Annotated in this window: 8 protein-coding genes and 2 pseudogenes; 6 read left to right on the top strand and 4 right to left on the bottom strand. The window is 71.4% G+C overall.

Annotated elements, in window-relative coordinates; translation table 11 throughout:
* Nucleotides 1-16 precede the first annotated feature (16 nt).
* From adhE to ppdK, 3 genes are all read right to left on the bottom strand, one after another.
* Complete coding sequence (gene adhE, locus OG568_RS08370) at nt 17-2,719, bottom strand: bifunctional acetaldehyde-CoA/alcohol dehydrogenase (RefSeq protein ID WP_329530925.1); 2,703 nt, start codon at nt 2,717-2,719, stop codon at nt 17-19.
* 122 nt (nt 2,720-2,841) lie between these two features.
* On the bottom strand, nt 2,842-3,639 hold the full coding sequence (locus OG568_RS08365; protein WP_329530924.1) for a CBS domain-containing protein: 798 nt from the start codon (nt 3,637-3,639) through the stop codon (nt 2,842-2,844).
* 37 nt (nt 3,640-3,676) lie between these two features.
* Nucleotides 3,677-6,361 (bottom strand): pyruvate, phosphate dikinase, encoded by a 2,685-nt coding sequence (gene ppdK / locus OG568_RS08360; protein WP_329530923.1) that lies wholly within the window; start codon nt 6,359-6,361, stop codon nt 3,677-3,679.
* A 227-nt stretch (nt 6,362-6,588) separates the two neighbouring features.
* Here ppdK and OG568_RS08355 point away from each other — a divergent pair, with 227 nt between their 5' ends.
* Nucleotides 6,589-8,307, top strand: a complete 1,719-nt coding sequence (locus OG568_RS08355; protein WP_329530922.1) for a GAF domain-containing sensor histidine kinase — start codon at nt 6,589-6,591, stop codon at nt 8,305-8,307.
* A gap of 70 nt (nt 8,308-8,377) precedes the next feature.
* Here the strand turns inward: OG568_RS08355 and OG568_RS61345 are convergent.
* A pseudogene (locus tag OG568_RS61345) lies at nt 8,378-9,387 on the bottom strand (MFS transporter).
* A gap of 548 nt (nt 9,388-9,935) precedes the next feature.
* Between OG568_RS61345 and OG568_RS08345 the strand changes: the two are divergent.
* The 5 genes and pseudogenes from OG568_RS08345 to OG568_RS08325 all read left to right on the top strand — a co-directional run bounded on the left by OG568_RS08345 (nt 9,936) and on the right by OG568_RS08325 (nt 14,188).
* Nucleotides 9,936-10,136 carry a hypothetical protein gene (locus tag OG568_RS08345; RefSeq protein WP_329530921.1) on the top strand — a complete coding sequence of 67 codons (201 nt, stop codon included), beginning with the start codon at nt 9,936-9,938 and terminating at the stop codon, nt 10,134-10,136.
* A 194-nt stretch (nt 10,137-10,330) separates the two neighbouring features.
* Complete coding sequence (locus OG568_RS08340) at nt 10,331-11,335, top strand: Acg family FMN-binding oxidoreductase (RefSeq protein ID WP_329530920.1); 1,005 nt, start codon at nt 10,331-10,333, stop codon at nt 11,333-11,335.
* Between the two features lie 781 nt (nt 11,336-12,116).
* On the top strand, nt 12,117-12,368 hold the full coding sequence (locus OG568_RS08335; protein WP_329530919.1) for a hypothetical protein: 252 nt from the start codon (nt 12,117-12,119) through the stop codon (nt 12,366-12,368).
* A gap of 272 nt (nt 12,369-12,640) precedes the next feature.
* Nucleotides 12,641-13,164, top strand: a pseudogene (locus OG568_RS08330) (glycoside hydrolase family 65 protein); the annotation flags it as partial.
* A 121-nt stretch (nt 13,165-13,285) separates the two neighbouring features.
* Nucleotides 13,286-14,188 (top strand): universal stress protein, encoded by a 903-nt coding sequence (locus OG568_RS08325; protein WP_329530918.1) that lies wholly within the window; start codon nt 13,286-13,288, stop codon nt 14,186-14,188.
* Nucleotides 14,189-14,195: the final 7 nt, after the last annotated feature.

The following is a 14,195-nucleotide window of genomic DNA, read 5'->3' as shown; positions in this document are numbered from 1 at the left end:
GGCCGCGATGCGCACGCTACGGTCGTTCTGCCCGCTCGTCGTCCGGAGGGCCCTGCTCACGGCCGTAGTAGGCCGTACGCATGAGTTCCTGCATGTCCTCGAGCATGGGCATTCGAGGGTTGGCGGGGGCGCACTGGTCCTCGTAGGCGTTGAGGGCCTGCTGGGGCAGTGTGTCCAGGAAGGACCGCTCGTCGACGCCGAGAGACTGGAACGTCGCCTCGATGCCCACGGCGTCGCGGAGGCGTTCCCCGCCTGAGGCGAGCGACTTGACGCCCTCGGCCGGGGTGGTGGCGGGCAGGCCGAGGGTGCGGGCGATGTCCTGGAAGCGTTCGGGGGCGCGGTAGTCCTCGTACTTGGGCCAGCCGGTGAGCTTCGTGGGGACGGTGCCGTTGTAGCGGATGACGTGCGGAAGCAGAACGGCGTTGGTGCGGCCGTGCGCGAGGTGGAAGGTGGCGCCGAGGGTGTGGGACATGGCGTGGACGATGCCGAGGAAGGCGTTGCCGAAGGCCATGCCCGCGATGGTGCCCGCGTTGTGCATCTTCTCCCGGGCTTCCGGCCGGCCCGCGCGGTCGTTCACGGCTGCCTCGATGTTGTCGAAGACCATCCTGATCGCGTGCAGGGCGAGGCCGTCGGTGAAGTCGTTGGCGTAGACCGACACGTACGCCTCGATGGCGTGCGTGAGGGCGTCGAAGCCGCTGTCGGCGGCCAGCGCCCGGGGCAGCTCGGTGGTGAGCAGCGGGTCGACGATCGCCACGCTGGGGGTGAGCGCGTAGTCGGCCAGCGGGTACTTTTTGCCCGTGGCGGGGTCGGAGATGACGGCGAACGGGGTCACCTCGGCGCCGGTGCCGGAGGTGGTGGGGATGCACACCAGGCGGGCGAGCCTGCCGAGCGTCGGGAAGCGGAAGGCGCGTTTGCGGATGTCGGAGAACTTGTGCCGCATGTCGGCGAAGTCGACGTCCTCGCCCTCGGCCTGCTGCTCGTACAGCAGCCACATCACCTTGGCCGCGTCCATGGGAGAGCCGCCGCCGAGCGCGATGATGGTGTCCGGGCGGAAGTCGCCCATCAGCCGGGCGCCGCGCCGGACGGAGTCGATGCTGGGCTCGGGCTCGACGTTGTCGATGACCTGGATGGTGACCGGCTCGCGGCGTCGCCGCAGCACACGCTCGACGCGGTCGACGAGGCCCAGGCGGGTCATCGTCGCGTCGGTGACGACGGTGACGCGGTGGACGTCCGGCATCGAGGCGAGGTAGCGGATGGCCTGCGGCTCGAAGTAGATCTTCGGCGGGACCTTGAACCACTGGAGGTTGTTGCGGCGGGTCGAGACGCGCTTGACGTTCAGCAGCTGCGCGGCGGAGACGTTGTTCGACACCGAGGTGCTGCCCCACGAGCCGCAGCCCAGGGTCAGGGACGGCAGCAGGCTGTTGTACATGCCGCCGATCGCGCCCTGCGAGGACGGGGCGTTGACGATGATCCGCACGGTCTTCATGCGCCTTCCGTACGCCTCGGCCAGTGCGGGGTCCTCGGTGTGGATGACGGCGCTGTGTCCCTGCCCGTGGAAGGCCACCATGTCGGCGGCCAGGTCGAAGCCTTGCTGTTCGGAGCCGGCGCGGAGCACGGCGAGGACCGGGCAGAGCTTTTCCCGGGTGAGCGGTTCGTCCGCGCCGACCCGGTCGGCCTCGACCAGGATGAGCGACGTGTCGTCAGGCACGGAGAATCCGGCCTGCTCGGCGATCCAGGCCGGACTCTGCCCCACGGCCGCGGAGTTGACCTTCGGCTCGCAGCCCGCACCGGCCGCGCCCACGGGGAACAGGAACGTCTCCAGCTTCGCCTTCTCCTCCGCGGTGGCCAAGTGGGCGTGCAGGGTGTGGAATTCGGCGAGGGCCGCGTCATAGATCGCCTCGTCCAGGATGACGGCCTGCTCGGAGGCGCAGATCATGCCGTTGTCGAACGACTTGGACAGCACCAGGTCGTTGACGGCCCGACGCAGCTTGGCGCTCCTGTGGACATAGGCGGGGACGTTTCCGGCGCCTACTCCCAGAGCGGGCTTGCCCGCCGAATAGGCGGCCTTGACCATGGCGTTGCCGCCGGTGGCGAGGATCAGCGAGATACCAGGGTGTCGCATCAAGGCGCCAGTCGCCTCCAGGGACGGGCTCTCGATCCACTGCACGCAGTGCTCGGGCGCACCCGCTGCGACCGCCGCGTCGCGCACGATGCGGGCCGCCCGCGCGCTGCAGCGCTGAGCGGAGGGGTGGAAGGCGAACACGATCGGGTTGCGTGTCTTCAGCGCCATCAGCGCCTTGAAGATCGTGGTGGAGGTCGGGTTGGTTACGGGCGTGATCGCGCACACCACGCCTACGGGCTCGGCCACCTCGATCATGTCCTCGATGTCGTCGCGGGCGATGACATCGACCGTCTTCATCGGGCCCATGCTGTGCGTGACGTGCTCGCAGGCGAACAAGTTCTTCGCGGCTTTGTCCTCGAAGACGCCGCGCCCGGTCTCGTCCACCGCGAGCCGCGCGAGAGCGGTGTGTTGGTCCAGGGCGGCGACCGACGCCTTCTTCACGATGTGGTCGACCTGCTCTTGATCGAGCGCCTCATAGTCGAAGAGTGCCTTGAGCCCGCTTGTCACCAGCCGGTCCACCGCGATGGTGATGTCGGACGGCGCGGCGGCGGGGTCGGCGGGCCCGGTGGTCGCGTTCGGATCGTCGTGGCGGGTCATGGGGGCGGGCCTCCGTCATCGAAGGGGCGCCGTCGCAGGGGCGGCAGCGCGGGGAGAGAACGCGCGGGGGAGAGCGGTGCCGCGAGGGAGGTCGGCGCCGCTCTCACCAGCAGCGTCTCTCGTCAGCGCCTCTCGTCCCCAGGCCCCGTTGGTCCCTTTGCGGGGCCACCCGGCCCCGCAGCCGCCGGGCCGGGTGGCCCGCTCCGGCACGGCCGGTCGTGCCGGAGAACGGGGGCCGGTTGGTTCTCGGACGGGCGGTCGTCGGCGGCGCCGAAGGTCAGGCTGTTGACGACGCCGATCACTCCTTCCACCCGGTACGTCAGCCGGATCGCGAGTGGAATGTCGCTCCGGTGCTCCAGGGCCCCTTCCAGCGTGACCATGCCGTCGTGGACCGAGACGACCACGTGGTGGGCCGGCAGGCCCAGGGCGCCGGTCACCACCTCGTCGTGGACCTCCTGGCGGAGCTCGTCGTCCGTGCGTAGGAAGACCCGCAGCAGGTCGCGCCGGGTGGCGATGCCGATCAGCCGGTCCTCCTCGTCCACGACCGGGAGACGCTCGACGCCGTGACGCTCCATCACGCGCGCGACGTCCGCAATGCGCTGTTCCGGATGCACGGTGATCGCGGGCGTCGACATCAGCTCCGCCGCATTGGCGGCGCGGGCGACGGCGTCGGTCCGACGGGGAGAGCGGCCCAGCGGGCGCATCCTGAACCGCCGTGCCCGGCCGTCCGCCGACCAGGCCGCCTGGCGGTGGATCAGATCGGTCTCGGAGATCACGCCGACGACCTTGTCGTCGTGATCCACGACGGGCAGTCCGCTGATCCGATGCTGCTCCAGCAGCCGGACCACGTCCTTGAACGGCGTGTCCCGGTGCGCCTCCACGACATCGTGGGTCATCACCTCACCGACGATGCGGGCCATCTCACTCACTTCCTTCCTCATGTCGAGCCCGGCTCTGTCACCTGCTGTCGCTCGTCCCCGTCTCGGGGAGCGCGGCCCGTCCGGCCTCCAGGCGTGCGACCGGGACGCGGAACGGCGAGCAGGAGACGTAGTCCAGCCCTGCGGCGTGGAAGAAATGGACGGAGTCCGGGTCCCCGCCGTGCTCCCCGCAGACGCCGATCTTCAGGTCGGGCCGGGCGGCCCGGCCTTCGGCGACCGCGATGTGGACCAGACGGCCCACGCCCATGCGGTCGAGCGTCTCGAAGGGGGAGGTGGCGAAGATGCCCTTGTCGAGGTAGGCGGAGAAGAACGCCGCCTCGACGTCGTCGCGGGAGAAGCCCCAGGTGGTCTGGGTGAGGTCGTTGGTGCCGAAGGAGAAGAACTCGGCTTCCTCGGCGATCCGGCCGGCGGTGAGCGCGGCGCGGGGCAGCTCGATCATGGTGCCGACCGGGCAGTGCACGGGGACGCCGGACGCTTCGGAGACCTCGGCCAGGACGCGTTCCACCTCCTCGCGTTCGATGCGGAGCTCCTCGACGGCGCCCACCAGCGGCACCATGATCTCCGCCACGGGGGAGCCCCCGGCCCTCGTGCGTTCCACGACCGCTTCGGCGATCGCCCGCACCTGCATGGCGACCAGCCCCGGCACGACCAGACCCAGGCGGACACCGCGCAGGCCGAGCATCGGGTTTTCCTCGTGCATGCGGCTGACCGCGTCGAGCAACTCGGTGTCGTGAGGGTCGGGCACGGCACCCTGGGCCTTGGCGGTGGCGACGCGGACGGCGAGGTCGGTACGGTCGGGCAGGAACTCGTGCAGGGGCGGGTCGATGAGCCGGATGGTGACCGGCAGGCCGTCCATCGCCTCCAGGATGCCGATGAAGTCCTGCCGCTGGAGCGGCAGGAGCGCGCTCAGCGTGTCCTCGCGCTTGGTCTCGTCGCGGGCCAGGATCATCGCCTCGACGAGCTTGCGGCGTTCGCCGAGGAACATGTGCTCGGTGCGGCACAGCCCGACACCCTGCGCGCCGAACCGCCGGGCCCGTGCGGCGTCCTCGGGGGTGTCGGCGTTGGCCCGCACCTCCAGCCGCCGGACACTGTCTGCCTTCTCCATGGCGCCGGCCACAGCCTCGACGAGCCCGGCCGAGCGTTCGCCCGTCTCGAAGTACCGCATCACCGCGGAGTCGACCAGCGGAGCGGCGCCCAGGTACACGGCGCCCTCGGAGCCGTCGACGGAGACGACCGTGCCTTCCTCGACGACCGTGTCACCCACGGTGAAGCGACGCGCTGCGGTGTCCACGCCGATTGCCTCGGCGCCGCACACGCACACCGTGCCCATGCCACGGGCGACCACGGCCGCGTGGCTGGTCTTGCCGCCGCGGCTGGTCAGCACCGCCTGTGCGGCGATCATGCCCGGCAGGTCGTCGGGGGTGGTCTCCTGACGGACGAGGACGACTTTCTGACCCGTGGCAGCCCGGCGGACGGCTTCGGCCGAGTCGAACACCGCGGCACCCACGGCCGCGCCCGGGGAGGCCGGGAGGCCGTACGCGAGCGCCTCGCCGACGGCAGAGGTGTCGAACCGGGGGAACATCAGCCGGGCGAGGCCGTCCCCGCTGACGCGGGCCAGGCCCTCGTCGGGGGTGATCAGGTCCTCGTCTGCCAGCTCTGCGGCGATGGCGAAGGCAGCCTCGGCGGTGCGCTTGCCCACCCGGGTCTGCAGCATCCACAGTCGGCCGCGCTCGATGGTGAACTCGATGTCGCACAGATCCCGGTAGTGGTTCTCCAACGCCCGCAGGTGGCTGCGCAGTTGTGCGTACGAGTCCGGGTCCAGCTCTTCCAGGGCGGTCAGCGGGACCGTGTTGCGGATGCCGGCGACGACATCCTCGCCCTGCGCGTCGGCCAGGTAGTCGCCATACAGGCCGGGCCGTCCCGTGGCCGGGTCGCGGGTGAAGGCGACGCCGCTGCCGGAGTCGGGGCCGAGGTTGCCGAAGACCATGGTCTGCACGGTGACCGCGGTGCCCAGGTCGTCGGAGATGTGCTCGCGGCGGCGGTACAGCCGGGCGCGCTCGCCCTTCCAGGACTCGAAGACGGCGAGGACCGCCCGGCGCAGCTGCACGTCCGGGGACTGCGGGAAGTACTCGCCGCTCTCCCGGTGGATCAGGTCCTTGTACGTCTCGACGAGCCCGGCCAGGTCTGCCGCGTTCAGGCCCAGGTCGTTCGCCGCGCCCCGGATGCGCTTGAGTTCGGACATGGCGTTCTCGAAGAGGGAGCCGTCGACGCCCATGACGGTGCTGCCGAACATCTGCACGAGACGGCGGTAGGAGTCCCAGGCGAAGCGTTCGTTACCGGAGACCTTCGCCAGGCCGAGGACGGAAGCGTCGTTGAGGCCGACGTCGAGGATGGTCTCCATCATGCCGGGCATGGAGAACCGTGCCCCGGAGCGGACGGACAGCAGCAGCGGGTCGTCGGGCAGGCCCAGCCGCCGTCCGGCGGTCCGCTCCAGGGCGCTCAGGTGCTCGGTGATCTCGCGGTCCAGGTCGGCCGGCTCGGAGCCGGTGGCGAGGAAGGCGCGGCAGGCCTCGGTGGTCACGGTGAAACCCGGCGGGACAGGCAGCCCCAGCCGGGTCATCTCGGCCAGGTTCGCGCCCTTGCCGCCGAGCAGGTCGGCCATGTCACGGCCGCCCTCTGAGAAGTCGTACACGTAACGGACCATGACGCCGGTCTCCTCCGTCGGTCTGCGGGCTGGGTACAGCTCCAGCGTCGGACGGTCGGTACCGGAACGGCAGGTGCTGTCGGTCCCCGGCACTGGGCCGACCGGCCCAGGCGGGGAACCCCGGGCACTCGGCCCGATCGGCTGTCGCCCCCTCCGGCCAGGCACTACCGTGGCACACGACCGGACTGGTGGGGGTCCGTGCCGCGAGGGGACCTGGAGGAGTACCGGTGGGAAACCCCGAGGAGGCCCGGGTACGGCTGCCGCAGCTGAGGCTGGACGAGTTGCTGGAGGAGCTCCAGGCGCGCCTGGACGCGGCCCGCGGCACCCGCGACCGCGTGCACAACCTGCTGGAGGCGGTGCTTTCGGTCGGGCGGGAACTGGACCTGGAGCAGGCGCTGTACAGCATCGTGGAGGCCGCCGCGGTGCTGGTCGACGCGGAGTACGCGGCGCTCGGTGTGATCGGTCCCGACGGCAAGAGCCTGTCCGCCTTCCACACGGTCGGGGTCACCGAGGAGCAGATCGCCAGGATCGGACCGTATCCGGAGGGCCACGGCATCCTGGGAGAGCTGATCCGCCACCCCGAGCCGCTGCACCTGGCGAAGATCTCCGCGCACCCGGCGTCGTACGGCTTTCCGCCCCAACACCCGCCGATGAACACCTTCCTTGGCGTCCCGATCAGGGTGCGGGACCAGGTCTTCGGAAACCTGTACCTGACCGAGAAGCGGGGCGGCGCCCAGTTCGACGAGGACGACGTCTCGGTCACGCTCACGCTCGCCGTGGCGGCCGGAGTCGCGATCGACAACGCCCGGCTGTACGCCGACTCCCGGCTGCGCGAGCGCTGGCTGCAGGCGAACGCGGAGATCACCCACAGCTTGATGTCCGGCGGTGCGGGAACCGAGGTCCTCGGCCTCATCGCCGAGAGGGCCGGCGAGATCACCGAGTCGTCCCTGACGGCGGTGGCGCTGCCCATGGCGGAGACAAGGTCGCTCGCCGTGGAGATCGCTGTCGGAATGGACGCCGAGGCGCACCGGGGGCTCGTACTGCCGATGGACACGAGCCTGATGGGACTGGCGTTTTCCGGCGCGGTTCCGGTCACCAGCGAGGACGTCACCCACGACGAACGGATCTCCCTGGAGCCTCCGCGCTTCGGTGGACTCGGCCCCGCCGTGGCCGTGCCCATCGGCACGGGCGAGGCGGGTGTGCGAGGCGTGGTGCTGCTGGCGCGGGAAGCCGGTCGGCCGGTGTTCACGATGACGGAGACCGAGACCTTGCAGGCATTCGCCGCGCAGGCTGCCGTCGCGATGGAGCTGGCGGAGCGCCGCCAGGACGCCGAGCAGATCGCCGTGCTTGAGGACCGTGACCGTATCGCCCGTGACCTGCACGACCTGGCGATCCAGCGGCTCTTCGCCACGGGTATGACCCTGCAGAGCGCGGGCCGCTTCATCGAGCACGCGGAAGCCTCCGAACGCGTGGTGCGGGCGGTGGACGACCTCGACGAGACCATCAAGATCATCAGGTCGACGATCTTCGGCCTGCGCACCCGCGACGGCGCCGGGGAGGCGGGTCTGCGGGCTCGCGCCATACGGGTGGTCGGGGAGGCGGCACCGGTGCTGGGCTTCGCCCCCAGCGTCCGGATGGAAGGCCTGCTCGACACCGATGTGCCCAAGGAGATCTCCGACCACGTGATGGCGGTGCTCTCCGAGGCCCTCACCAATATCGCCCGGCACGCCCGTGCGGACCGGACCGAGGTGGTCCTGACCACGGACGGGCGGGAGGTGCGGTTGTCGGTCACCGACAACGGTGTGGGCATCCCCTCCGACGGCCGCCGCCGCGGGCTGCGCAACATGGCGGAACGGGCTGAGCAACTGGGCGGCCGACTGGAGTTGGGGGAACCTGAGGGTGGCGGCACCGCGCTGGTGTGGCGGGTGCCCTTGCGGAATCCGTAGGACACCACAACCGGATGGCAGGAACGGGCGGTGGTGCGGGTTCGCCGACGCCCCAAAGGGGCGCGGCGAACTACGTGACCAGCCATGACGGACCCGCAGGCGACGTACCGGATGTCCGGCGGAGTACTCGGTGCTGCGTGGTGACCACCGTCCGGTGGGACACGGCCCCGCGCACCCCGTGCCGGTGAAGAACAGGGCCCCCGTCGCCACCACGGCCAAGGGGAGCAGGCCCAGTGCGTACGAGCCGTAGGCGCCGTACAGGGAGCTCGTGATCAACGGCGGTAGGACGCCGCCCAGGCCGCCCGCCGCGCCGACGACGCCGGTGACCGAGCCGGTGCGGCTCGACGGAGCCAGAAGGGCCACCAAGGCGAAGGCCGCTCCGCTGCCGGCGCCCAGTGCGGCGGCCATGGTGAGGAACACGCTCGTGCCCATTGGTGTGAGAGTCGGCGTGAAGGACTGCACGAGCGCGTTCGCGACGATCGCGGCCAGCGCTCCGGTCAGGACCCGCACCGGGCCGACGCGGTTCGACAGCCGGCCGCCGACCGGCCGCATGGCCACGGCGAGCAGCACGAACCCCGGCCTACGGTGGCCGCGTCGGCCTGCGTGAGGCCGTAGCCGGTCTTCGGGTAGTCGGATAGGTGGGGAGACAGACGGAGAAGGCGACGTAATCGCCGAAGGCCACCGCGTACAGGACTGCGCCCACGCTCATGCCGAAGACGTGGATGGCCAGCCCGCGCCGCTCGGGCGGGAACCAGGCGCTGACGAAGAGTATGCCCACCGCGAACGCGGTGCCGCCGATGCCGAGGAAGGAAGTCACCCAGAGCAGTGCCGTGAGCGAGGAGTGGCCGACCAGGCCGACGTAGAGCACCGGTACGACCGTGGCGGCCGACACGACGGGGAACATGACCCGCCCGCGAACCGGTCGGAGAGCGCCCCGACGGGGATCCGTCCCAGTGAGCCGACCACGACCGGGACCGCCACCGGCGGTGACTGCTGGAACGAGGTGAGCCGGAGGGAGCTCTTGAAGCGACCCGGCGTGGGAGGGCTTCTACCGGGGCCGGTGGGCGCACGAAACCTCAGCGGGGAAAGGGATGTCGGACGGCCGGTGCCGACCGGATCCGCCACCGCGTCATCTAGGGTGCCCTCCGGTACTGCCGGAGGGCCATGGCGGGAAAGAGCGGGAAGGACACCACCCGCTTCTCGCGGATCCTGATCGCGCGGTGCGCGACCGCCTCCGGCCGCTTCCCCGCGCCTCTGTCGGGTCCTTCCCGTCATCTCCAGCACATCATGGGGACGGCATGGCCGCCAGGGCCGACCAGCCCTGATCCCGGGGTGCTCCGAACCGTGCGGTGACGACCGAGTCCGCCGCCCGGCCCAAGGAGATCGTCCCGCGCCGTCGCGCTACGACGACTCCGAGGCCGACCGTGCCCGGTCCGGCCGAGGTCCAGGGGAACCCGTTTCTCGACCGCCGGTTTCCGTACCCGTTTGCGGACCGGCCAGGTCCCTCGGGCACGGCGCGCACAGGGCCCTTCCGGACCTCTGTCCGGCCCCTTCGGCCCATGCGCCCACGCCTGCCGCGGAGTTGGCTGGAAGAAAGAGAACGACACCTACCAGGGAGGGCGAGGACAGTGGGAACCAGCCTCACACCGGAGTTCTGGGAGCGGTTCGCGATGCTGCTCGTGCTGGCGGCGGGTCTGACGTATGTCCTTGCCGCGGCTTTCGACGACCTCGTCGTCCGGCTCCTGCGTCGTCGGGCACACAGGACGCCGCCCCGGACGCCGCAACCGCCGGTCGTCCGCAGGGAGCACCGCACGTCGGTGCACGTCTGACGCGCGAATCGAGCGACGCTTCGGAGGGCCGGGGACGTGGTCCCCGGCCCTCGCCGCTGCGAACACCGCATCGCTCGCACCGCTCCCGAGGAGCCGGGCGGGCCGTTCGGAGCCTTCACGGGACCCAACGGCCCACGCTCGTACCGCGGGGCGGTGACCAACATGGCCTCAGACGCCGAGAGAGGGGCCCGATCATGACCGTCATCCGCGCCGACCGGTGCCGCGCGTCCACCTATGTGGTCCGCGCCGCCGTCACCGCTCCGTCTCTGTACAACACCCAGCCCTGGATCTTCGTCGCCGTTGACCAGGACAGGACCATTGAGGTGCACGCCGACGCCGCCCGGCGACTTCCCGACACGGACCCAAAGGGCCGGGAGACAGTGATCAGCTGTGGGGCCGCCCTGTTCAACATCCGGCTCGCCATGTGCCACCTCGGCTTCAACCCCGTCGTCGAGTCCTTCCCGCGTCCGGCGGATCCGGCGTTCCTCGCCCGGGTGACGTGGGGTACCCATCGCCACCTCGTTCCCGACGACGAGCGCCTGTTCGCGGCCCTGCGACGCCGCCACACGGTGCGCGGACCGCTCCTGGCGGAGCCGTTCCCCTCCTCGTTGGCCGACGTGCTGCGCGAGAACGCACGCGGTGAGGGCGCCATGCTGGACTTCATCACCGGCCGGGCGGGCGGACGACACCTGGCCGAACTCGTCCGGATCGCCGAGGACATGCGCAGGGCCCGGCCGGAGTGCGCCGTCGAGCAGACCCGGTCAACCTGGCGGCACGTCGAGCCGCGGTCCGACGGGATCCCGGCCGACGTGCACGTGACGCACCCGGACAGCTCGTCCTTCGCCGGACGGGACTACGCCGGCCTCGCCCGGAGCTTCCCCACGCCCCGGCAGCACTGGCAGTCGCGGACCGGCCAGGTGGCGATCCTCAGCACGGACCGGGACGACCCGAGGGCGTGGCTGCGGGCCGGTGAGGCCCTCCAGCGGGTCCTGCTCGAAGCGGCGGACCAAGGGGTCATGGCGGCCTTCCACACTCAGCCCTTGGAAGTCCCGTTCCTGAGAGCGCGGATCCGGCAGGCGCTCAGCGGCGGCGCGTTCCCGCAGATGATCCTCCGTCTCGGGTACGCGTCGCGCGTGCGGCCTCTGCCCCGGCGCCCGGTGGCCGAGGTACTCAGGGCGCCCCGAACCGCTGACTCCTGAGCCGCAGGCCGGCCCTGTGGCAACGCGGTCACTGTGCCGCGGCCGAGAGTTCCCGGCGCCGGGGCCGTCCGGCTCCTACGGCCCGCGCCGTCGCACGGACGAGGGTGATGGGACCGGTTCGGCACGAAGGTTCGCAGGAGGTGCCATGGACGCTTCCAGCGCCCGTCGGTTTCCGCGTCGCGCGCCGCCCACGAGCAGTCCCTGACCTCGTCCGACCAAGAGCGGGACGTGCGGGGTCTCGTGGCCGACTCCTGGCGACGCTGCCGGGTGTCTGACGTACGTACCGACGGCAGCCGTCCGCCACCGCCGCGCTGGGCGGCCGAGGAGCTGAACGTCCGTCGCCGCGCCCACCCCCTCGCTGCCGTACTACCCCTGTTGTGCGAACTGTTGGGCTCTGGTGACTCCGACGACGGGCATGTGTTCGCGGTCGCCGATGCCGACGGCACCCCTGCTCCGGGTCGAAGGGGACCCGGGAGCCATGAGACGGGCCGAGCGCATGCACTTCGCCGAGGGAGCGTCTGGACAGAGGGACAGGCCGGCACCAACGCCTACGGCACCGCAATGGAGTTGGGAAACCCCGTCCAGATCGTGGCGGGTGAGTACTGCAGCGCCGCCGTGCACGACTGGTCTGCACCGCCGCCCCGGTGCGTGACCCCGCCACTGGGCGTGTGTTCGGTGTCGTCGACCTGTCTGGCGGCGCTGTGATCTCCACGCCGCCGGCCCTGGCCGCGGTGCGCGCCGCCGCGTGGCGGCCGGGGCGCGGCTCGCAGGTATGCCGTCCGTGCCTCTCCTCGGACCGGACGGGCAGGTGTGCGGCGGCGAGAACGCGCCTCAGGCCGAGGTCCGCCTGTGGGCGTTGGGCCGGGACGGCGCCCTGCTGGAGCACGTCGGCGAGGTGCGCTACCTCAGTCCGCGGCACAGCGAGGTCGTGTTGGCGCTCGCCCTGGCCGGCCGGGGCGTGGCCGGGTACCGGCTCGCCGTGGATCTCCCGGAACGCGCGAGGTGCCCTCCTCGACGCTGCGCGCCGAGATGACGCGGCTGCGCGCCGTGCTGGGACGCGACCTGTTCGGCTCCCGTCCCTATGCCCTGCCACACCCAGTGAGGACCGACTTCGACGACGTGTCCCACCTGCCGGCCGAAGGCCGGGTCGGCGAGGCACGCGCCCGCTGCTGCCGCGTTCCCAGGCGCCGCTCGTCGTGGTGCCCAGAGGCTCCCTGGAACAGCAGCTGCGCGGGGCCGTCCTCGGCAGCGGGGATGCCGCACTGCTGCGCCGCTGGGGCGAGGCGGGCCGGGGCGTCGAACGGCAAAGCGTCCAAGCAGGCCGACGTGCTGATGCTCGGCTACCTCTTCTCATCGGCCGAACTCCGTGATCTCTTCGGCAGGCCGGGCCATCGGCTCGACGACGACTCCTGGCGGCGCATCGTCGACCACTACCTCTATGGCGCCGGCCACGGTTCCACCCACAGCGGCCTGGTTCACGGCTGGGGTCGTGGTCCGGGCCCGCCGGCGAAGGTATGGACGCACTGCCAGGAAGCCTGCGCGGCGACATCGCCGACCTGCAGGGCTGCACCACGGGCGAGGGTATCCACCGGGGCGGCACCCGGGCGCCATGGCCGGCACGCCCGACCTCGTCCAGCGCGGACCGACCGGACTGGAGACCCGCGCCGCCGCGGCTCCGGCTCGGTTCCGTGTCGGCGCCGGAGCTGTCGGCCTACGGGTTCTCCCTCCACTACCAGGAGCACTGGGGAGGTTGGCTGCGCCTGGAGCACGGTCGGCTGGAGATGACCGTGCCGCCGGGGGACACGCGCCGTCTCCCCCGGCCGGACTGACCGCGGGCGGGGCCGAGAGGGGCCGGACGGCCCCCGGAGAGGACCCGTCGGCACCTGCTCCCGCGTGGAGCACGGCGTGATGCTGGTACAGGAAGACAGACCTAGCGCAGGAGGTGCCGAGATGCTGCCACCCGTTGTCGCCGGAGTGGACGGATCCGCCGAGAGCCTGGCCGCCGCCACATGGGCGGCCCGCGAGGCCCAACGGCGGGACCGAACGCTGCACCTGGTGCACGCCTGGAACTGGCACCCCCGCCAGCAGGAGGGCGAGATCGCGAACGCCGCTCAGCGGCACCTGGCCCGGCGCTCACTACGACAGGCGGAGGAACGCGTCCGCGCCGAGTGTCCGGGTGTCCGCCTCTCCGACGAGCAGATGGAAGGCCCGGCCGTCGCCGCCCTGCTGAAGGCGGCGGACCAGGCCGACGTGATGGTCCTGGGCTCGCGCGGACTGAGCGGCTTCACCGGATTCCTCGTGGGCTCCGTCGCGCTCGGTGTGGTCGCGAAGGCCACACGTCCCGTCGTCCTCGTACGGGCGGACGAGGAGGCGGCGGACGAGCACATGCCGACGGGCGATTCGAGCCCCTCGACGGACACCGGTTACCAGGACGTGGTGCTGGCCATCGACCTGGACGACGCCTGTGATGAGGTCATCGAGTTCGCCTTTGAGGCGGCCCGGCTCCGGCACGCGCGGCTGCGGGCCGTGCACGCCTGGCACGCGCCCGGCTCGATCGGCCTCGGATCGGGCGACATCGGCCTGGTGAACGACCGCTGGCGGGGCGAGGAGTGGCTTGGCTTCCTCAAGGCCGTGCTCCAGGTGTGGCGCGACAAGTACCCCGACGTGGAGGTCCTGGAGACGGTGGTGGAGGACAAGGCCTCGACCACACTCGTTCGGGCCTCGACCGGAGCGAGCCTTCTCGTCGTCGGACACCGGCTCGCCGAACGGCCGGTCGGCCCTCGCACCGGACCCGTCACCCACGCCGCGATCCACCACGTCGGCTGCCCCGTGGCCGTCGTGCCTCATCTGTAGGAGTTCC

Source organism: Streptomyces sp. NBC_01450 (assembly GCF_036227505.1).
Lineage (GTDB): Bacteria > Actinomycetota > Actinomycetes > Streptomycetales > Streptomycetaceae > Streptomyces.
The sequence above is the reverse complement of the archived record's forward strand: the minus strand, read 5'-3'. Positions and strand labels throughout refer to the sequence as shown.

Excerpts from the sequence above, each read along its gene's own strand:
- OG568_RS08340 (WP_329530920.1), top strand. The coding sequence starts at position 10,331 with ATGACCGTCATCCGCGCCGACCGGTGCCGCGCGTCCACCTATGTGGTC.
- ppdK (WP_329530923.1), bottom strand. The coding sequence starts at position 6,361 with ATGGTCCGTTACGTGTACGACTTCTCAGAGGGCGGCCGTGACATGGCC.
- adhE (WP_329530925.1), bottom strand. The coding sequence starts at position 2,719 with ATGACCCGCCACGACGATCCGAACGCGACCACCGGGCCCGCCGACCCC.
- OG568_RS08325 (WP_329530918.1), top strand. The coding sequence starts at position 13,286 with ATGCTGCCACCCGTTGTCGCCGGAGTGGACGGATCCGCCGAGAGCCTG.
- OG568_RS08365 (WP_329530924.1), bottom strand. The coding sequence starts at position 3,639 with ATGGCCCGCATCGTCGGTGAGGTGATGACCCACGATGTCGTGGAGGCG.